The following is a 19,141-nucleotide window of genomic DNA, read 5'->3' as shown; positions in this document are numbered from 1 at the left end:
TGAGGCTTGCACCGTTCCCTGTGGCGAGGGGGCTTGCGTGTCTGAATGCTTACAACACCAAATGCGGCAACCACAGCGACAGTGCCGGAATGTAGGTCACGGCCATCAGCACCAGGAACAGCACGCCATAGAACGGCAGCAGGGCTTTCACGGTGGATTCGATGCTGACCTTGCCCACCGCCGACCCCACGAACAGTACCGCACCCACGGGCGGCGTGATCAAGCCGATGCCCAGGTTCACCAGCATGATCATGCCGAACTGCACCGGGTCCACGCCAATGCCGAGGATCACCGGCATCAGAATCGGCGTGAGGATCAGGATCAGCGGTGCCATGTCCATCACGGTGCCCAGCAACAGCAGCATGACGTTGATGCACATCAGGATCACATAGCGGTTGTCCGAGAGAGTCAGGAACAGCGTGGTGATCTTCGCCGGAATCTGCATCAGGGTCATGATGTAGCCGAAGCTGGCGGCGAAGCCGATCAGGATCATCACGATCGAAATCGTGCGCACGGTGCGGTGCATCAGTTTTGGCAGTTCGCTCCATTTGTAGTCGCGGTAGATGAACATGGTCACGAAGAACGACCACAGAACGGCAATCGCCGCCGACTCGGTGGCGGTGAAAATACCCGACAGGATGCCGCCGAGGATGATCACCATCGCCATCAGGCCCCACAGCGCCTCGCCGCAGATCTTCAGCGCCTCGCGCATCGGAATGACTTCACCCTTGGGGTAGTCGCGCTTCTTGGCGAAGATCAGGCACAGCACCATCAGGCACGCGCTCATCAACAGGCCCGGCACTACGCCGGCCATGAACAGCGAGGCAATCGACACCGTGCCGCCGGCGGCCAGTGAGTAGAGCACCGAGTTGTGGCTGGGCGGTGTCAGCAGCGCTTGCACCGAACCGCTGACGGTCACCGCCGTCGCGAATTCCCGGGGATAGCCACGGCGTTCCATTTCCGGAATCAGCACCGAACCGACCGAGGCGGTGTCCGCCACCGAGGAGCCGGAGATCGCGCCGAAGAAGGTCGAGGCCATGATGTTGACCAGCGACAAGCCACCACGCACGAAGCCCACCAGCACCCCGGCGAACGCCACCAGGCGCCGGGACATGCCGCCCTCGGCCATGATCGCGCCCGCCAGGACGAAGAACGGAATCGCCAGCAGGGAGAACTTGTTCACGCCCCCGGCCACCTGAATCATCAGTGCCTGGAACGGGATGTCGATCCACCAGGCGCCGATCAGTGCGGCAAACCCCAGGGCGTAGGCGACTGGCATGCCGATCAGGATCAACGCGATAAAACTGCCCAACAGAATAAAAGCGTCCATTCAGGCAGCCCCTTCGTTTTCTTCAACGAGGTCGAAACGCACGACCCGACGGTTGCTCTGGTCGCCGAGCAAGAGTTTTTCCAGGACAAACACCAGCGTCAGCACGCCGCCTACCGGAATCGGCATGTACGTGATGCCCACCCGCAGGGTCGGCAGGGCGCTCATGAACTGGTTCCAGGTGGACATGCACAGCTTGCTGCCCCAGATGGCCATGAACAGGCAGATGGTCGCCATCAGCATTTGCGCGACAATGGCCGCGGCCTTGCGCAGGTGCGGCGGCATGCGGTCGGTGAGCATCGCCACCGCCATGTGCGAACCGGATCGATAGCTGGCGGCGGCGCCGATGAAGGTGAAGACCATCATCAGCAGAATGGCGGTAGGCTCCGGCCAACTGGAGCCGGTACCGAGCACGTAACGGGCAAAAACGCCCCAGGGGATCATCAGGGAAATGGCCAGGACCGACAGGCCGGCAACCCAGATGCAGGTCATGTAAATCCTGTCGTTGATACGCAGCAGCAGATTCTTCATCGGGTTCCACCGTAACCGGGCGCGCACTGACGTACACCAACGTCAGCGGCGCCGGGCCTTTCTTGAATGCAGGGAGGGTTACTGAACGGCTTCGATGCGCTTGATCAGATCGGCGTAGGGGGCGCCGTATTTCTCGCGGATCGAGGCAGTGGCCTCGTAGAAAGGTTTCTTGTCGACGGTGATGAACTCGACGCCGGCGGCCTTGAGTTTTTCTTCGCTGCTGGCCGATTTCGCATCCCACAGGGTGCGTTCCTGAGCCTGGGCCGCCTTGGCGGTTTTCTTCACCAGGGCTTGCTGCTCGGGGGTGAGTTTGTCCCAGGTGATTTTCGACATCACGATTGGCTCGGGCAGGATCAGGTGGCCGGTCAGGCTGTAGTACTTGGCGTTCTGGTAGTGGTTGTGTTCGAGCAGGGTCGGCGGGTTGTTTTCTGCACCGTCGATCACGCCGGTCTGCAGGGCGCTGAAGATTTCGCCGGTGTCCATCGCGATGCCGTTGCCGCCCATGGCGTTGATGGTTTCGATGAACATCGGGTTGCCTTGCACGCGGATCTTCATGCCCTTGAGGTCTTCCAGGCTGCGCACCGGTTTCTTGGTGTAGAGGTTGCGCGTGCCGCCGTCCATCCAGGCCAGGGCGACCAGGTTGAATTCGGAGTTGGTGATCTTGTCGAGGATTTCGTCGCCGACCGCACCGTCGATGACCTTGCGCATATGGGCCTGGTCACGGAACACGAACGGCATGTTGAACACGTTCACGTCCGGCACCACCGGCCCGACGATGCCGAGGCTGACCCGGGCCATCTGCACGGCGCCGACCTGGGCCTGTTCGACCACTTCTTTTTCCGAGCCGAGCACGCCACCGGCGAACATCTTGAAGGTCAGCGCGCCATTGCTGTCGGCCACCAGGGTTTTGCCCAGTTGTTCTTCAGCCACCACGGTCGGGTAACCGGCGGGGTGGATGTCGGCGAATTTGATTTCCAGTGCCTGGGCGGCACCGCTGAGGGAGAAGGCTAATGGAAGTGCAGCGGCGAGCAAGGTGCGTTTGAAGTCCATGGGGGGTGTCTCCAGTTTTATTGTTTTTTTATTCAAGGCACAGCGATGCAGCAGGAGCGCTTTTCTGTTGGGGGTGCTCAGTCGTTGAAGCGGGGTTCGGGTAAACCTTTGACGCCGGGATCGAGGGCGAACACGCCACCGGCCAGTGATTGGGGATCATGGTCGTCGCCGGGGCGGATCGAGGTCACGAACAGCGTGTCCAGTCGAGGGCCACCGAAGGCGCACATGGTGGGTTTTTTCACCGGTACGGCGAGGGAGCGGTCAAGTCGGCCGTCGGGGGTAAAACGGTGGATCAAGCCGGCGTCGTTGGCGCAAATCCAGTAGCAGCCATCGGCGTCGACCGCCGCACCGTCGGGGCGACCTTCGTACTGGTTCATGTCCACGAACACGCGTCGGTTCGACGGCGTACCGGTTTCGATGTCGTAGTCGAAGGCCCAGATCTGCTGGACCTGAGGGTGAGAGTCGGACAGGTACAGGGTGCGCCCGTCCGGGCTGAAGCCCAGGCCGTTGGGCACGATTAAACCGCTCAGTCGGGCCTCGAGCGGCCCGCTCTGACCGGCGCTGTAGCGATACAACGCACCCTCGGCGACGTTGGCGCCCATGTTCAGCACCATGCTGCCTGCCCAGAAACGTCCCTGACGATCGCAGCGGCCGTCGTTCAAACGCATGTCGGTGCGGGCATGCTCGACATGGGCCAACTGTTCACTGTCGAGGCTGCCATCGGTGCGCGGATGCAGGCGGAAGAACCCGCTCTCCATGCCGGCGACCCAACCGCCGTCATGATGACGTGCGATGCAAGCCAGCATCTCCGGGGTTTTCCAGGCATCCATCTGCCCGGTGTCGGCACTCCAGCGCTGTAAACCGCCGGCGGGAATATCGACCCAGTACAGGGCGTTTTCCTCAGGTACCCAGACTGGGCTTTCACCGACCGCGTTGCGGGCGTCGACAATCAATTCAGCTTGCATGGCAACTCATTCCCTTGGTTTTTGTTGTGGGGATCAAGCAACACGCGAAGGCTCAGTCACCGAACGGGCCAGCCGCGCAGAAGGCGCCGCCCTGATAGAGCCGCGCCGGATCATCGGCGGCGGGCATCGGCTGGGCTTCGATTTTTTCGCGGAACACTTCGGAGCTGTCCTGGGGGACAAAACCCAGGGCCGTGGCATAACGGTTGTCCCACCAGATGTCCTTGTTGTCGGACATGCCATAGACCACGGTGTGGCCGACATTCGGCGTGTATAGGGCGCGATCGAGCAGTTGGGTCAGATCGCCGAAGCTCAGCCAGGTGCTCATCATCCGGCGGTTGTGGGGCTCCGGGAACGACGAGCCGATGCGCACGCTGACGGTCTCGATGCCATAGCGGTCGAAGTAGAACGTGGCCATGTCTTCGCCGTAGGACTTGGACAAGCCGTAGTAACTGTCCGGGCGGCGAGGGGAGTGGGCGTCGATCACCTCGTCTTGTTTGTAGAAGCCGATCACATGGTTGGAACTGGCGAAGATCACCCGCTTCACGCCATGGCGGCGCGCGGCTTCGTAGATGTGAAACACGCCGCAGATGTTGGCGCCGAGGATCTCTTCGAAAGAGCGCTCGGTCGACACGCCGCCGAAGTGCAGGATCGCGTCCACGCCTTCGACCAGTTGATGCACCGCCTGCTTGTCGGCCAGATCGCAGGGCACGACTTCTTCGCGATCATCGATGGCCGGCGCGATGTCGGCGATGTCCGACAGGCGAATCACATTGGCGTAGGGGCGCAGGCTTTCGCGCAGGATTTTCCCGAGGCCACCGGCGGCGCCGGTCAGCAGCAGGCGATTGAAAGGGGTGCGGGCGGTTGCAGTGGTCGTCATGGGAATCCTGGACAAACAGTTGTTGTTATTGATTCGTTGTAGGTTGTCGTACGACTTTGTTGAGTATCGTTAGGCTTTCTGGCTCTTGTCAACGCGACATTGGTGGAAATTGACGGAGGGTCGTCTCTCCGTTGCGAACGCTGTACCTGTGGCGAGGGGGCTTGTCGGAACGCCGCACCGCCCCGTTCGACTGCGAAGCAGTCGTAAACCCGGTGAACTCGATAATCCTGCCAAAATCGGGGCTCATTTTTTGGGGCTGCTTCGCAACCCAGCGGGGGCAAGCCCCCTCGCCACAAGGTTTATGTCGTCGGCCAAGACTTCAGCGTTACAACAACGAAATCGGATAGCTGATGAAAATCCGGTTCTCATCGAATTCGTTGGTGCTGAAGCTCTTGCGAATAGTAGCGTTACGCCATTTCACGTTGAGGTTTTTCAGCGCACCGCTCTGCACGGTGTAGGCCAGTTCCGATTCGCGACCCCATTCCTCGCCGTCGGTAATTTTCCCGGTGTGCACGTTGTCACCGCTGATGTAGCGGTTCATCAGGGTCAGGCCCGGAACGCCGAGGGCGGCGAAGTTGTAGTCGTGACGCACCTGCCACGACTTTTCCCGGGCGTTGTCATAGCTGGAGTTGTAACTGTCGTTGGCCAGGGTGCCGCCGCTGGTGCCGTTGACCCGCATCCAGACGTCGTCACCGGTGAGTTTTTGCAGGCCGACGTAGAAGGTGTTGCCGCCGTACTTGGCCGAGAGCAGGGCGAACGCGGTCTTGTTGTCGAGATCACCGGCCAGCGCGCTGCCGTCTTCCTTGCCGATGAAGTAGCCCAGGTTGGCGCCCAGGGTCCAGTCGCCGAGGGGCTGGCTGTGGGTCAGGTTGAAGTATTGCTGCTGGTAGATGTCACTGAGTTCCGAGTACCAGGCGCCGACCTGCGTGCGCTTTTCATTGAACGCATATTCACCGCCGCCGAAGTTGAAACGGTCCGAGGTGAACGCCGCTTTACCGTTCATGAACATGTCTTCCATGCTCGCGTCGTTACGCGGGCTGTTTTTCTGGAATTGACCGCCATAGAGCGTCAGGCCGCTGATTTCGGTGGAGGTCACCTGAGCGCCCTGGAAGGTCTGCGGCAGCGAGCGGCCATCGTCGGAACGCAGGATCGGCAGCACCGGCATCCATTCGCCGACCTTCAATTCGGTTTTCGAGATCTTGCCTTTGAGCGCCACACCGAGCCGGCCGAAATTGTCGGCGGGGCGGCCGTCATCGTGGATCGGTAACAACTGCGTGCCGCCGGTGCCTTTGCCACCATCGAGCTTCTGCGAGTACAGGCCCAGTACATCGACACCGAAGCCCACAGGACCCTGAGTGAAACCGGAGCGGGCATCGAGAATGAAGTTTTGCGTCCACTCTTCAGCCTTGCCCTGGGGGTAGGCCGGGTTGGTGTAGTTGCGGTTGATGTAGGCGTTGCGCAGGTTCAGCGTGGCCTTGGCGTCGTCGGTGAAACCTTCTGCCTGGCAGGTGATGGGCAGGACGAGGGCCAGGCCGCTGCAGCCGATCAGGCTCAGGGTATGACGACGGGCAAAGTCTGTACGCGAAGAACGGGCGGAGGAATTGCGGACGAGCTTGTTCACTGTGACGCTCCCTTGTTTCTTGTTTTTATTGTTGTCATACGTCGTCGTACAACATTGGGGGCGATATTTGCGGGATTTTCGTGGGTTGTCAATCGGAAGTTATACGATGACTTGTGGAGAGATGGATTACATTTTGTGGGGAGCGAGCTTTTGTGGCGAGGGGGCTTGCCCCTTCGCCACAAAAGCTCGCTCCCACAGGGGACGGGGTTATTAGTTGGAAATCATGGGGGGTAGGGTGCCCAGCAATGAGACTGCCGCCACTGCGCCAAGCCCCAGCATCCACTCCAGCATCACGCTGCTACGCAATGCTTGCAGACGCTGCTCACAATCATTGATCCGCAAGCGATTGAACAACGCCAGGCCCAGCATCGTCGCCACCAACGTAGCCTTGATCAACAGGATCAAGGCGAACCCGCTGAACAACGGTGTCGGCCAGAATGCCCCGGTGAGCACCCGCACATTGATCAGCCCGGTGATCAGCAACCCGGCGACCAGGCCGTAACCGACGCCGCTGAAGCGCTGCAACATCAGGCGGATCGAATGCCCATCGGGTTGACGCAAGATCATCACCAGCAGCATCAGGCCGCCGAGCCAGGCACCCACGCACATCAGGTGAATGAGTTGATTGAGGATCAGCAACCGGCCTGCGCTGCCATCGAGCATGGCGCCGTGGCCGACCGGGGCCAGGGTGGCCAGCAGCAGGCCGCTGAGGATCAGTCGCAACGCAAGGCTGGCGCGCAGTGGTGTCAGCAGCAACGCCAGCAACAGCAGGTTGATCAGTAAATGCCAGCGCCAGACCTGACCGAAAAAGGTATTGCCCAGCACCAGGCCCAGGGTCGACGGATCGAAGGCCGCGTCCCAGACCCCGGCCATGCTCGCGGTAATCAGCAGCAACCAGCAGACCCCGCTGGCCAGCGCCACCACGACCAGCCAACGGCAGGTCCGAGCCAGCCGCTGATCCAGTGTCGTTTCGCCATTTGCCAGCAAGGGCCTGAACAACCAGCCCCCGAACAGCATCAGCACCACGATGAAATGCAGGAAGCGGCACAGCACCAGCGCGCTCGCCATGAATTACTGGCCAACCTTGAAGGCGTAGGCACCTTCGCTTTTGTGAGTGTCGACGGACACGGCGTGCCATTCGACTTTGTAGGCGCCAGCGGTCAACGGTGCGGCCGGGGTGACGATCAGGGTCTTTTTGTCGCTGCCTTCGGTGGTCAGCGCTTTGACCTCCACCGGAGCGCCATCCCGGGTCAGCGTGACTTTGGTGAAACTGGCCTCGATACCCTCGGAGAACTCCAGGCGCAATTGCGCCGGCGCAGCCACGGTGCTGTTGGCGGCCGGTGTCTGGCTTTTCAGGTGGGCGTGGGCAAACACCGAAGAAGCGGCGAGCAGCGAGCCGAGCAGGACAGCGACGGTCAGGGTTTTCTTGAGCAGCATCGTGGGGATCTCAGGCAGTTTCCAAGTGCGCAGAGTTTAGCTTTACGACAGCGCCAGTACGAAGTTTCGTTTTCCCCTGTCGCCGCGGTCCAGAGCGGATGCTAGTCTTGCTCAACGTTGTTGTCGGGGATCCGCATGGGCAATCACAAGATCGAGATTCGTCGCAGTAACGTCGAAAAAATCCTGCTGGGGGCGGAAAAAGTCTTCGCTGAAAAGGGCTTCGGCAGCACCGCCATGGCCGACATCGCCGCTGAAGTGCAACTGCCGCGCTCCAACCTGCACTACTACTTCAGCACCAAGACCGAGTTGTACAGCGCCGTGCTGTTCGACTTGCTGGAAGTCTGGAAGCAGGACGCGCTGTGCTTCGAGATGTTCGATGACCCGCGCGTGGTGCTCAGCAGCTACATCCGCGCCAAGATGAACCATTCCCGCAGCCGGCCTTACGGTTCGAAAGTCTGGGCCAACGAAATCATCCATGGCGCGCCGACCCTCGGCGCAGCGCTGGATGCGAGCCTGTACGACTGGGCCAAAATGAAGGAAGCGAAAATCCGCCAGTGGGTGGACGACAAACGCATCCTGCCGGTTGAGCCCTCGAGCCTGCTGTACATGATCTGGGCCTCGACCCAGCACTATGCCGACTTCGATCACCAGGTGAACATTCTCAACGACCATCAGCCGTTGTCGGACATGCAGTTCGAGAGAGCGGTGCAGACGGTGACCAGTGTGATTTTGCGGGGGATTGGGTTGGAGCCTTGAGGTTGGGTGGTGTTGCTGCTGGCCTCTTCGCGGGCAAGCCCGCTCCCACAGTGTTTTATGTCGTACACAAATCCTGTGTACACAGAGAAACCTGTGGGAGCGGGCTTGCCCGCGAAGGCGTCGGTTCAGACGCCGCTGACCTCAAGGGCTGACGTGATACGGATTCCTCGGATCATGATTCCAGTCCAGGAACGGCTTGCCGGTGTCCACCGGCACCATCTCGATGCAGTCCTGCACCGGGCAGGTGATCTGGCACAGGTTGCAGCCCACGCACTCCTCATCGATCACTTGATACTTGTGAGTACCGTCCGCCTGCTTGAGGCTAGCCACGGCCTGGTGCGAAGTGTCTTCACACGCGATATGGCAACGACCGCAACCGATACAAGCCTCCTGATCGATTTTCGCGATCACCTGGTAGTTGATGTCCAGGTACTTCCAGTCCGTGGTGTTGCCCACCGCGCGGCCGGAAAACTCCGAAATGCTGGCATAGCCCTGACTGTCCATCCAGCGTGACAAGCCGTCCTTCATCTCCTCGACAATCCGGAAGCCATGCAACATCGCCGCCGTGCACACCTGCACCGAGCCGCTGCCCAGGGCGATGAATTCCGCGGCGTCGCGCCAGTTGCCGATGCCGCCGATGCCGCTGATCGGCAGCCCCTGGGTCTGCGGGTCGCGAGCGATTTCGGCGACCATGTTCAAGGCAATCGGCTTGACGGCCGAGCCGCAGTAACCGCCGTGGGTGCTTTGGCTGCCGACCATGGGGTTGGCGACCATGCGTTCGAGGTTGACGCTGGTGATCGAGTTGATGGTGTTGATCAACGACACCGCATCGGCACCGCCTCGGTGTGCGGCGCGGGCGGCGACACGGATGTCGGTGATGTTCGGCGTGAGCTTGACGATCACCGGCAACGAGCAATACGTCTTGCACCAGCGGGTGACCTGTTCCACATATTCCGGCACCTGGCCGACCGCCGCGCCCATGCCGCGTTCCGGCATGCCGTGGGGGCAACCGAAGTTCAGCTCGATGCCGTCGGCACCGGTGGCCTCCACCAGCGGCAGGATGTTTTTCCAGGATTCTTCGACGCAGGGCACCATCAAGGACACGATCAGCGCGCGGTCCGGCCAGTCCTTTTTGACCTGGGTGATTTCCCGCAGGTTGATCTCCAGCGAGCGGTCGGTGATCAGTTCGATGTTGTTGAAGCCCAGTACCTCCCGGTTAACCCCGAAGTGCGCCGAGTAGCGCGACGACACGTTCACCGCCGCCGGGTCTTCACCCAGGGTTTTCCAGACCACGCCGCCCCAGCCGGCCTCGAAGGCGCGGACCACGTTGTAGGCCTTGTCGGTCGGCGGCGCGGAGGCCAGCCAGAATGGATTGGGTGATTTGATGCCGGCGAAGACAATCGACAGATCGGCCATTTACGCAGCCTCCACGTTGAGCATCAGTTGAGCGTTGATTGCCTCGGCGGCGCGCTTGCCATGCTGCACGGCTTGCACGGTGAGGTCTTGATCGAGGCTGGTGCAGTCGCCGCCGGCATACACGCCGGGGATGCTGGTGCGCAGGTTTTCATCGACTTCGATGCGTTCGCCCTGGCGCTTGAGCTCGCGGGCCAGCGGATCGCTGAGGGCGCTGCCGTCGAAGGCCTGGCCGATGGCTTTGAAGATCGCATCGGCGGCCAGTTCGAAGGTTTCACCGGTGGTTTGCAGGCGACCTTTCACCAGATGGGTGCGGGCGAAACGCATGCCGCGCACGCGGCCTTGGTCATCGAGCAGCACTTCTTCCGGTTGTGCCCAGGTCATCAGCCGCACCTGATTGGCCTTGGCAATGTCCTGTTCGTGATGGGTGGCACCCATGTCCTCGATGCCACGGCGGTACACCAGATTCACGTCGTGGGCACCGAGGCGGGCCATTTGCACCGCCATGTCGATGGCAGTGTTGCCTGCGCCGAGGACAATGCAGTGGTCGGCCAGGGGCAATTGGCTCAGGTCATCGGCCTGGCGCAATTCGCGGATGTAGTCGGTGGCGGCGAGCAGGCCGGGCGCGTCTTCGTGGGCCAAGCCCAGCTGTTTGCTGGCATTGAGCCCGAGTCCGAGGAACACCGCATCGAACTGTTGATGCAGTTCGCTGAGGGTCAGGTTCTCTCCGAGTTTCTGCCCGTGGCGGATTTCGATCCCGCCGATTTCCAGCAGGAAGTCGAGCTCCTTTTGCGCGTAGTCATCCACCAGTTTGTATTTGGCGATCCCGTATTCGTTGAGGCCGCCAGCCTTTGGCCGCGCCTCGAAAATCACCACGTCATGCCCGTGCATGGCGCTGCGGTGGGCACAGGACAAACCGGCCGGACCGGCGCCGACCACGGCGATGCGTTTGCCGGTGGTGGCAGCGCGCTGGAAGGGGTGCGTGCTGAAGTGGGCGTTGTCCACGGCGTAGCGTTGCAACAGACCGATCATGACCGGCGCGCATTCGTGAGCGTTGTTGCGCACGCAGGCTTGCTGGCAAAGAATTTCCGTCGGACACACCCGGGCGCAACTGCCGCCGAGGATGTTGGCCGAGAGGATTTTCTGCGCCGCGCCTTGCACGTTGTCCTGCGCAATGTTGCGGATGAACGAGGGAATGTCGATCTCGCTCGGACAGGCATTGACGCAGGGCGCGTCGTAGCAATACAGGCAGCGCGAGGCTTCCAGTTGCGCCTGGCGCTCGTTGAGCGGCGGCGCCAGGTCGGTGAAGTGGCCGGCGAGGGCGGCCGCATTCTCTTGGGGATGCGGGAGGTGGTCCAGGGTCTTGATCACGGTTTTGGCCTCACGGTTATTTGAGGTGCTGCCTCTGAATGGGCATTGTTTTTTGCTTCACCCTGTGGCGAGGGAGCTTGGTCCCGTTGGGTGGCGAAGCCGCCCCAAATCCGCTCAACCGGTTTGTTCTGATACACCGGGTCGTTTGGTTCTGGGCCTGCTTCGCAGTCCAGCGGGAGCAAGCTCCCTCGCCACAGAGAATCGGGTCAGCGTTTAACAGCAACCGGCTTGTGCAACTCAGCCCGCTTGCTCAGCAAATCAAACACCGCCGGATACGCCGGCCGCTCGATATACCGCCCGGCCCCGCGTTCGGCCCGCAGGTCGCCGTCGGCCCAGACCACGCGGCCCTGGCTGATGGTGTGGCTGGGCACGCCGCGCACGGTCTTGCCTTCGAAGATGTTGAAGTCCACCTGCTGATGGTGGGTCTTGGCGGAAATGGTCCGCGTGCCTTGCGGGTCCCACAGCACCAGATCGGCATCGGCACCCACACGAATCGCGCCTTTGCGTGGGTAGAGGTTGAAGATCTTCGCTGTGTTGGTGGACGTCAGTGCGACGAATTGCTGCATCGAAAAGCGTCCGCTGTTCACCCCTTCATCCCACAGCACTGCCATGCGGTCTTCGATGCCGGCAGTGCCATTGGGGATCTTGCTGAAGTCGTCACGGCCAGCGGCTTTTTGCTCGGCGCAGAAACAGCAGTGGTCGGTGGCGGTGGTGTGCAGGTTGCCCGATTGCAGGCCATGCCAGAGCGCCTCTTGATGGCCGCGAGGACGGAACGGTGGGCTCATCACGTAACCGGCGGCGGTCTGCCAGTCCGGATCGCGGTAGACGCTGTCGTCCAGCAGCAGGTGCCCAGCCAGCACTTCACCGTAGACCGGCTGGCCTTTGCCCCGTGCGTAGGTGATTTCGTCGAGGGCTTCCTTGGTCGAGACGTGAACCAGGTACAGCGGCGTGCCCAGGGTTTCGGCGATGCGTATCGCCCGGCTCGCGGCTTCGCCTTCAACCTGTGAAGGGCGCGACAAGGGATGCGCTTCCGGCCCGGTGATGCCCTGGGCCATCAGCTTGCGTTGCAGGTGATACACCAGTTCGCCGTTTTCCGCGTGAACGGTCGGCACCGCGCCCAGTTCCAGGCAGCGTTCGAAACTCGCCACCAGGGTGTCATCGGCGGCCATGATCGCGTTCTTGTAGGCCATGAAATGCTTGAAGCTGTTGACGCCGTGCTGGCTGACCAGCTCGGCCATTTCCTCGCGGACCTGTTCGCTCCACCAGGTGATGGCGACATGAAAGCCGTAGTCCGACGCCGACTTCTCGGCCCAGCCGCGCCACTGATGGAAGGCTTCGAGCAAGGATTGCTGTGGGTTGGGAATCACGAAGTCGATGATCGAGGTGGTGCCGCCGGCCAGTCCCGCCGCCGTACCGCTGTAGAAGTCTTCGCTGGCCACGGTGCCCATGAAGGGCAGTTGCATGTGGGTGTGCGGGTCGATGCCGCCGGGCATCAGGTATTGGCCGCTGCCGTCGAGCACTTCGGCGCCTGCAGGTACATCGAGATTTTCGCCGATGGCCTTGATCACGCCGTCTGCGCAATACACATCGGCGCGATAACTTTCATCATGGGTAATAACGGTGGCGCCACGGATCAACAGAGACATTCCGAGTTCCTCGCAGGCAATGACCGGCTTATGCCGGTTCTAGATGTTCTATATAAAAACAGCCCGGCCAGATTGATTCCTGTCAGCGCTGTCAGGATTAAACGCTAGCTGCAGTTATCCGAATCGGCAAGAATATTTTTTATAAGCTTATTCTGTTATTAACTAACTGATATTTAACGACTAAGTTCAAGAATCACCAAAATGGTGAGGCCGCTCACCATTTTGACGCACTTGACAGGATCGAAAAATAGTCAAGATTTCCTATGTGAAATCAGCTGTTTGAGTATGGTCTATGGTTGATGCGCAGCCATTGAAAAAAGATTAACGCACCAGATTGAGTCCTGACTGTCCGGACAACTTGCCTGGCATTCAGCCTGAGTGACATGAAAAGTACCGAAGACTCATCGGTTGAATAAATAAACTGATTGAACATCAGCAAGTTACAAGATTGAAAAGGTTCTGCCAGTGACGCCAGCGGGGAACCCGGCACGTTTATTGATGCCGCCGCTGACACCTTGGCCGGCCATGCAGGTTGTCAGTTTCTCCGGCCATCGTCCGGCTCGCGCTGATCGGCGCCAGCCCCTGATGAGCAACAATAATCAAAAGAACAGTGGAGCGGCCATGCAACAGATCAGATCGCAAGTGACCGAGCGCGACGGCTTGTTCGAGCTCGAAGCCGGCAGCGATGTCCTCGACAGTCCCCGTTACAACCACGACATTGCACCGACCAAGGTGCGCGAACGCACCTGGAACAAATGGCACATCACCGCGCTGTGGGTGGGCATGGCGATTTGCGTGCCGACCTACACCCTCGGCGGCGTGCTGACCGCGTACTTCGGCCTGAGCGTCGGTGAAGCGCTGCTGGCGATTCTGTTTGCCAACATCATCGTGCTGATTCCCCTGACGCTTAACGCCTTTCCCGGCACCAAGTACGGCATTCCCTTTCCGGTGTTGCTGCGCTCGTCCTTCGGCGTGCTCGGCTCCAACATTCCGTGCCTGATCCGCGCCCTGGTGGCGTGCGGCTGGTTCGGCATCCAGACCATGTTCGGCGGGCTGGCGATTCACCTGTTCCTCGGCTCGGTGTTCGAGGGCTGGAAATCCCTGGGCGGCACGGGCGAAGTCATCGGCTTCATGGTGTTCTGGGCGCTGAACCTGTGGGTGGTGATTCGCGGCGCCGAGTCGATCAAATGGCTGGAAACCCTGTCGGCCCCGCTGCTGGTACTGGTGGGCGCAGGCCTGCTGGTCTGGGCCATGCCCAACGTGTCGATGACCGAATTGCTGGCAATTCCGGCCAAGCGTCCCGAAGGCGCCGGCGTGGCCAGCTACTTCGCCGCCGGGCTGACGGCGATGGTCGGCTTTTGGGCCACGCTGTCACTGAACATTCCGGACTTCAGCCGGTACGCGAAAAGCCAGAAGGACCAGATTGTCGGGCAGATCATCGGCCTGCCGCTGACCATGTTCCTGTTTGCTTCCCTCGGCGTGGTGATGACCGCCGCGTCGGTGAAACTGGTGGGGGTGACGGTGTCCGATCCGGTGACCTTGATCGGTCATATCCAGAGCCCGGTTTGGGTCGCATTGGCGATGGCGCTGATCATCATCGCCACGCTGTCGACCAATACCGCAGCCAACATCGTGTCGCCGACCAATGACTTCCAGAACATCGCGCCCAAGGCGATCAACCGCACCAAGGCAGTATTGCTCACCGGATTTGTCGGGTTGGCATTGATGGCCCATGAGCTGCTGAAAAAACTGGGCCTGATTGTCTCGGACGTCAGTCTCGAAACCGTCTATTCCAACTGGTTGCTCGGTTATTCGAGCCTGCTGGGGCCGATCGCCGGGATCATGGTGGTGGACTATTTCCTGATCAAGAAACAGCAACTGGACCTTGCCGGCCTGTACCGCGATGACGTGTATCCGGCTTGGAACTGGAGCGGGTTCATCGCGTTTGGTGTGCCGGTGGTGCTGACGTTGTTGTCCCTGGGCAGCGACGTGTTCAGCTGGTTCTACAGCTATGGCTGGTTTACAGGCTCGGCGCTGGGTGGGGTTATTTATTATGGGTTGAGTGTGATGCGAGTCGATCCGTCCGTAGCGAAATCTCCGGTGTGAAGGATGGCCCCATCGCGAGCAGGCTCGCTCCTACATTTGGAATGCATTCCCCTGTAGGAGCGAGCCTGCTCGCGAAAGCGGTGGCACAAACACCAACGAAACACCTGAAGAAACACACAAGAACAGCCTGAGGAGATCATCATGAACGCGGCCGTAGACGTTCTGCAGTCCAGCCATCAGCACATCAACCGCGACCGCCTGTGGCAGTCGCTCATGGAACTGGCCAGGCTCGGTGCCACGGTCAAGGGCGGCGTGTGTCGCCTGGCCCTGACCGATCTCGACCGCCAGGCCCGGGACATCTTCGTCAAATGGTGTATCGATGCCGGCTGCACCGTCAGCATCGACGCCGTCGGCAACATCTTCGCCCGTCGCCCCGGGCGCAATCCCGACCTGCCACCGGTGATGACCGGCAGCCACATCGACACCCAGCCTACCGGCGGCAAGTTCGACGGCTGCTTCGGTGTACTGGCGGGCGTCGAAGTGCTGCGCACCCTCAATGACCTGAACATCGAAACCGAAGCGCCGCTGGAAGTGGTGGTCTGGACCAACGAAGAAGGTTCGCGTTTCGCCCCGTGCATGATGGGGTCCGGCGTGTTCGCGGAAAAATTCACCCTCGAGGAAACCCTGGCCAAGGTTGATGCCGAGGGCGTGACGGTCGGTGAAGCACTCAATGCCATTGGCTACGCCGGCCCGCGCAAAGTCAGCGGCCACAAAGTCGGTGCCTACTTTGAAGCCCACATCGAACAAGGCCCGATCCTCGAAGACGAACGCAAGACCATCGGCGTGGTGATGGGCGCCTTGGGGCAGAAATGGTTCGACCTGAAACTGCGCGGCGTCGAAGCCCACGCCGGCCCGACCCCGATGCACCTGCGCAAGGACGCCCTGGTCGGCGCCGCGGTGATCGTCGGTGCGCTCAACCGCGCCGCCCTCAGCCATCAACCCCATGCCTGCGGCACCGTCGGTTGCCTGCAAGCCTATCCCGGCTCGCGCAACGTCATCCCCGGCGAAGTGCGCATGACCCTGGACTTCCGCCATCTGGAACCGGAGCGCCTGGACTCGATGATCGCCGAAGTGCGCGAAGTCATCGAAACCACCTGCGACGAACACGGCCTGACCTTCGAACTAACGCCAACGGCCGACTTCCCGCCGCTGTACTTCGACAAAGGCTGTGTCGAAGCCGTGCGCGGCGCCGCCCAAAGCCTGGGCCTGTCGCACATGGACATCGTCAGCGGGGCAGGGCACGACGCGATCTTCCTTGCCGAACTCGGCCCGGCCGGGATGATCTTCGTGCCCTGCGAAGGCGGCATCAGCCACAACGAAATCGAAAACGCCGCGCCGGAAGACCTGGCGGCCGGGTGTGCGGTGCTGTTGCGGGCAATGCTGGCGGCTTCGGCGGCGGTGGCGAAGGGCGAGCTGGCGGCCTGAGCCGAGTGACGTGCGCTGAAATTTTCAGCGCACGTCACAACGCGCAATCCTCAATCGTCATCCTGTTGAATCCCTCAATCAGTGGAGCAACACGATGTCGTCCAACACCCAAGCGGTCAACCTGCTGCAATCGATCCCACAGGTTTTCGAAAGCCTGACCCAGGTCCATGTCGCACTCGATCAGCATGATCTCGATCCCGCCCTCAAGCACTTGATCCACCTGCGCGCCTCGCAGATCAACCAGTGCGGTTTCTGCGTGAAGATGCACACCCGCGAAGCCCGGGAAGCCAATGAAACCAACGAGCGCCTGGATCGCCTGATCGTTTGGCGCCACGTCAGTGATTTCAGCCCTGCGGAGCGCGCCGCGCTGGCGTGGACCGAAGCCTTACGGCATCGATGACCTTTGGCTTCGATGAGTCGGGGCGGGTGAGCCGGATCTTCATCATGCGTAATCCCGAGAAACTGGCGAAGCTGGAGGCATCGTTGAACCTGCAATAGTCAGTCAAACGACCACCGGCCCTTCAAGCTTTTCACAGACCGAAAATGATGGAGATCCCACAGGGTTCGTTGCACTAACCAGAATCCCGGCGGTCGTATTCTTCACAGGGTCACCATACTTGTGGGGTCGAAATGAGCCAGGACGTTCTGACCACCGAAACCAATCGCCTCCAGTTGCAGCAAATCATCGCCGGCTTGTCCTACGGCGTGATCCTGCTCGATCCTGACCAGAGCATCCTGTGGGCCAACGAGGCGGCGCTGGCCATGCACGGCGTCTCGCAGATCAGCGACCTGGGTAGCAACACCATGGCGTATGCCAAACGCTTCGCATTGCGCTATCGCAACAATCATGTGGTGCCAGTCGACAGCTACCCGATCAACCGGGTGGCGCGCGGCGAGACGTTCAGCGATGTGCTAGTGGAAGTGACGTCGACGGCGGACGAAGTGCGTACCTGGGTCCATCGCGTGCGCAGTCTGGTTTTGGCCGACAGCCATGGCGAGCCGGAATCGCTGGTGCTGATCATGGAGGATGTCACCAACTGGGCCAGCGCCGGGCAACTGACCGCCCGTGAGCGTGATGTGCTGGGCCTGATCTGCGAAGGTCTGGCCGACAAGGAAATCGCCGCGCGCCTGAAAGTCGCGCCGAACACGGTACGCAACCATGCGGCGATGGTGTATTCCAAGCTCGATGTGCATAGTCGCAGCGAGGCGATTGTCTGGGCGCGGGAGCGGGGACTGTTCTTTGGTGAATCCCGGTCGAAGGGGCAGGGTTAAGGTACAAACGCACTATCGGTCACCGCATTGATCGAAGAGCTGCGTTACGAACTGGACAGCAACTCCCTGAAATGGCCTGATTCGGTGATGTAAGAACTGTCAGCTTTTCCGGGTGTTGGCCACGGGCTGAGCTATGAGTGATTCGCAGATATTTATTTTTTTGACAGGTGCATGGACTTTGCGCGCCGGTTTTGTTGTCACAAAAAATGTGTCTATCACTTATCGCGGGTCAACCTATGAAAACTCTTGGGAAACGCGTTATCTCACCCTTGTCGCTGGCATTGTGCGTGGCGATCCTCGGCGGCTGTGCCAGTCCGCCACCCCCGCCAGTGGTCACTCCACCGCCTCCTGAACGCACCTGTCAGGCCATGGATAAAACCGATGTCCTGGGCGATGTACGGGCTGAAGACGGGCAGGTGACCCGAGTCACCACCACGACGCGTTGCGTCACGCAGTAAATCCTGGCGTTGCGCTGCACAACAACCCCGACTTGCTCGGGGTACATCTCTGTGGGAGCAGGCTCACTCCCACAGGGATTTGTGCTGTTCAGACGATCAGGACAGGAAACCGCCATCCACATTCAGCGAAACGCCGGTGGTGTAGCTGGAAGCATCGCTGGCCAGGTACAACACTGCGCCGGCCATTTCGCTTGGGTCAGCTACGCGCTTGAGCGGGATCTGTTGCAGCGCGGTGTTGAGGATGGCTTCGTTTTTCACCAGTGCCGAGGCGAACTTGGTGTCGGTCAGGCCCGGCAGCAAGGCATTGCAGCGAATCCCGAACTGCGCGCATTCCTTGGCGAACACCTTGGTCATGTTGATTACCGCTGCCTTGGTCACCGAGTAGATGCCCTGGAAGATGCCCGGCGAAACACCGTTGATCGATGCCACGTTGATGATGCTGCCGCCGCCGTTTTCGCGCATCAGCTTGCCGGCTTCGACCGACATGAAGAAGTAGCCGCGGATGTTCACGTCGACGGTTTTCTGGAAGGCGCTGAGGTCGGTGTCCAGCACGTTGCAGAACTGTGGGTTGGTCGCGGCGTTGTTGACCAGGATGTCGAGACGGCCGAACTGTTCCTTGATGCCGGCGAAGACCTGGCTGATCTGTTCCATTTCGCCGATATGGCAGGCAACAGCGGTGGCCTTGCCGCCGGCGGCGATGATCGCGTCGGCGACGTGCTGGCAGCCTTCAAGCTTGCGGCTCGACACGATCACGTGGGCGCCTTGCTGGGCCAGCAGTTTGGCGATGGCTTCACCGATGCCACGGCTGGCGCCGGAGACGAAAGCGATCTTGCCGTCGAGGTCGAACAACTGAGTCTTGGACATGGGATTCCCTTGTTATGAAGCC

17 protein-coding genes and 2 pseudogenes are annotated in these 19,141 nt (G+C 60.7%); 7 read left to right on the top strand and 12 right to left on the bottom strand.

What is annotated here, in order from left to right; all coding sequences use genetic code 11:
- Positions 1–49: 49 nt before the first annotated feature.
- The 8 genes from KGB07_RS28115 to copC form a co-directional block, all read right to left on the bottom strand.
- Positions 50–1,330 carry a TRAP transporter large permease gene (locus KGB07_RS28115; protein WP_223467296.1) on the bottom strand — a complete coding sequence of 427 codons (1,281 nt, stop codon included), beginning with the start codon at positions 1,328–1,330 and terminating at the stop codon, positions 50–52.
- Positions 1,331–1,858, bottom strand: coding sequence for a TRAP transporter small permease (locus tag KGB07_RS28110; protein WP_223467294.1), 528 nt, complete (start codon positions 1,856–1,858; stop codon positions 1,331–1,333).
- 78 nt (positions 1,859–1,936) lie between these two features.
- The gene (locus KGB07_RS28105; RefSeq protein ID WP_046037278.1) at positions 1,937–2,908 is read right to left on the bottom strand and encodes a TRAP transporter substrate-binding protein; all 972 of its coding nucleotides are present in this window, start codon (positions 2,906–2,908) and stop codon (positions 1,937–1,939) included.
- A gap of 77 nt (positions 2,909–2,985) precedes the next feature.
- Positions 2,986–3,873, bottom strand: coding sequence for an SMP-30/gluconolactonase/LRE family protein (locus tag KGB07_RS28100; protein WP_046037277.1), 888 nt, complete (start codon positions 3,871–3,873; stop codon positions 2,986–2,988).
- Between the two features lie 52 nt (positions 3,874–3,925).
- On the bottom strand, positions 3,926–4,750 hold the full coding sequence (locus KGB07_RS28095; RefSeq protein WP_046037276.1) for an NAD-dependent epimerase/dehydratase family protein: 825 nt from the start codon (positions 4,748–4,750) through the stop codon (positions 3,926–3,928).
- Between the two features lie 325 nt (positions 4,751–5,075).
- Positions 5,076–6,371, bottom strand: coding sequence for an OprD family porin (locus KGB07_RS28090; protein ID WP_223467293.1), 1,296 nt, complete (start codon positions 6,369–6,371; stop codon positions 5,076–5,078).
- Between the two features lie 210 nt (positions 6,372–6,581).
- The gene (gene copD, locus KGB07_RS28085) at positions 6,582–7,439 is read right to left on the bottom strand and encodes a copper homeostasis membrane protein CopD (protein ID WP_223467291.1); all 858 of its coding nucleotides are present in this window, start codon (positions 7,437–7,439) and stop codon (positions 6,582–6,584) included.
- 3 nt (positions 7,440–7,442) lie between these two features.
- Positions 7,443–7,808: a copper homeostasis periplasmic binding protein CopC gene (gene copC / locus KGB07_RS28080; protein WP_223467289.1), complete on the bottom strand. Its 366-nt coding sequence runs from the start codon at positions 7,806–7,808 to the stop codon at positions 7,443–7,445.
- 135 nt (positions 7,809–7,943) lie between these two features.
- Between copC and KGB07_RS28075 the strand changes: the two genes are divergently transcribed.
- Complete coding sequence (locus KGB07_RS28075; RefSeq protein WP_007988213.1) at positions 7,944–8,564, top strand: TetR/AcrR family transcriptional regulator; 621 nt, start codon at positions 7,944–7,946, stop codon at positions 8,562–8,564.
- Positions 8,565–8,705: 141 nt separating this feature from the next.
- Here KGB07_RS28075 and preA read toward each other — a convergent pair whose 3' ends face one another.
- The 3 genes from preA to hydA all read right to left on the bottom strand — a co-directional run bounded on the left by preA (position 8,706) and on the right by hydA (position 12,994).
- Positions 8,706–9,980 (bottom strand): NAD-dependent dihydropyrimidine dehydrogenase subunit PreA, encoded by a 1,275-nt coding sequence (gene preA, locus KGB07_RS28070; RefSeq protein WP_223467287.1) that lies wholly within the window; start codon positions 9,978–9,980, stop codon positions 8,706–8,708.
- Positions 9,981–11,348 carry an NAD(P)-dependent oxidoreductase gene (locus KGB07_RS28065; protein ID WP_223467285.1) on the bottom strand — a complete coding sequence of 456 codons (1,368 nt, stop codon included), beginning with the start codon at positions 11,346–11,348 and terminating at the stop codon, positions 9,981–9,983.
- Between the two features lie 206 nt (positions 11,349–11,554).
- Complete coding sequence (gene hydA / locus KGB07_RS28060; RefSeq protein ID WP_223467283.1) at positions 11,555–12,994, bottom strand: dihydropyrimidinase; 1,440 nt, start codon at positions 12,992–12,994, stop codon at positions 11,555–11,557.
- Positions 12,995–13,615: 621 nt separating this feature from the next.
- On the opposite strand from hydA, the gene KGB07_RS28055 reads away from it, so the two are divergent.
- The 6 genes and pseudogenes from KGB07_RS28055 (at position 13,616) to KGB07_RS28030 (ending at position 18,255) form a co-directional block, all read left to right on the top strand.
- Positions 13,616–15,100, top strand: coding sequence for an NCS1 family nucleobase:cation symporter-1 (locus tag KGB07_RS28055; protein WP_046037433.1), 1,485 nt, complete (start codon positions 13,616–13,618; stop codon positions 15,098–15,100).
- Between the two features lie 141 nt (positions 15,101–15,241).
- Positions 15,242–16,525 carry a Zn-dependent hydrolase gene (locus KGB07_RS28050; RefSeq protein WP_046037267.1) on the top strand — a complete coding sequence of 428 codons (1,284 nt, stop codon included), beginning with the start codon at positions 15,242–15,244 and terminating at the stop codon, positions 16,523–16,525.
- Between the two features lie 94 nt (positions 16,526–16,619).
- Positions 16,620–16,913: pseudogene (locus KGB07_RS28045) on the top strand (carboxymuconolactone decarboxylase family protein); the annotation flags it as partial.
- A pseudogene (locus tag KGB07_RS28040) lies at positions 16,901–17,023 on the top strand (RNA polymerase subunit sigma-24); the annotation flags it as partial. The pseudogenes KGB07_RS28045 and KGB07_RS28040, both read left to right, overlap by 13 nt.
- Positions 17,024–17,155: 132 nt before the next feature.
- Positions 17,156–17,797, top strand: coding sequence for a LuxR C-terminal-related transcriptional regulator (locus tag KGB07_RS28035; protein WP_046037266.1), 642 nt, complete (start codon positions 17,156–17,158; stop codon positions 17,795–17,797).
- Positions 17,798–18,033: 236 nt separating this feature from the next.
- The gene (locus KGB07_RS28030) at positions 18,034–18,255 is read left to right on the top strand and encodes a hypothetical protein (RefSeq protein ID WP_185754725.1); all 222 of its coding nucleotides are present in this window, start codon (positions 18,034–18,036) and stop codon (positions 18,253–18,255) included.
- A gap of 96 nt (positions 18,256–18,351) precedes the next feature.
- On the opposite strand, the gene KGB07_RS28025 is transcribed toward KGB07_RS28030, so the two are convergent.
- Positions 18,352–19,119, bottom strand: coding sequence for an SDR family oxidoreductase (locus KGB07_RS28025; protein WP_008046696.1), 768 nt, complete (start codon positions 19,117–19,119; stop codon positions 18,352–18,354).
- Positions 19,120–19,141 lie beyond the last annotated feature (22 nt).

Source organism: Pseudomonas sp. GL-RE-26 (assembly GCF_019956275.1).
Lineage (GTDB): Bacteria > Pseudomonadota > Gammaproteobacteria > Pseudomonadales > Pseudomonadaceae > Aquipseudomonas > Aquipseudomonas grandcourensis.
This window is presented reverse-complemented; position numbering and strand designations above follow the sequence as displayed.

Coding starts and splice junctions, on each gene's coding strand:
- KGB07_RS28115 (WP_223467296.1), bottom strand. CDS start 1,330: ATGGACGCTTTTATTCTGTTGGGCAGTTTTATCGCGTTGATCCTGATC.
- KGB07_RS28110 (WP_223467294.1), bottom strand. CDS start 1,858: ATGAAGAATCTGCTGCTGCGTATCAACGACAGGATTTACATGACCTGC.
- KGB07_RS28105 (WP_046037278.1), bottom strand. CDS start 2,908: ATGGACTTCAAACGCACCTTGCTCGCCGCTGCACTTCCATTAGCCTTC.
- KGB07_RS28100 (WP_046037277.1), bottom strand. CDS start 3,873: ATGCAAGCTGAATTGATTGTCGACGCCCGCAACGCGGTCGGTGAAAGC.
- KGB07_RS28095 (WP_046037276.1), bottom strand. CDS start 4,750: ATGACGACCACTGCAACCGCCCGCACCCCTTTCAATCGCCTGCTGCTG.
- copD (WP_223467291.1), bottom strand. CDS start 7,439: ATGGCGAGCGCGCTGGTGCTGTGCCGCTTCCTGCATTTCATCGTGGTG.
- copC (WP_223467289.1), bottom strand. CDS start 7,808: ATGCTGCTCAAGAAAACCCTGACCGTCGCTGTCCTGCTCGGCTCGCTG.
- KGB07_RS28075 (WP_007988213.1), top strand. CDS start 7,944: ATGGGCAATCACAAGATCGAGATTCGTCGCAGTAACGTCGAAAAAATC.
- preA (WP_223467287.1), bottom strand. CDS start 9,980: ATGGCCGATCTGTCGATTGTCTTCGCCGGCATCAAATCACCCAATCCA.
- hydA (WP_223467283.1), bottom strand. CDS start 12,994: ATGTCTCTGTTGATCCGTGGCGCCACCGTTATTACCCATGATGAAAGT.
- KGB07_RS28055 (WP_046037433.1), top strand. CDS start 13,616: ATGCAACAGATCAGATCGCAAGTGACCGAGCGCGACGGCTTGTTCGAG.
- KGB07_RS28050 (WP_046037267.1), top strand. CDS start 15,242: ATGAACGCGGCCGTAGACGTTCTGCAGTCCAGCCATCAGCACATCAAC.
- KGB07_RS28035 (WP_046037266.1), top strand. CDS start 17,156: ATGAGCCAGGACGTTCTGACCACCGAAACCAATCGCCTCCAGTTGCAG.
- KGB07_RS28030 (WP_185754725.1), top strand. CDS start 18,034: ATGAAAACTCTTGGGAAACGCGTTATCTCACCCTTGTCGCTGGCATTG.
- KGB07_RS28025 (WP_008046696.1), bottom strand. CDS start 19,119: ATGTCCAAGACTCAGTTGTTCGACCTCGACGGCAAGATCGCTTTCGTC.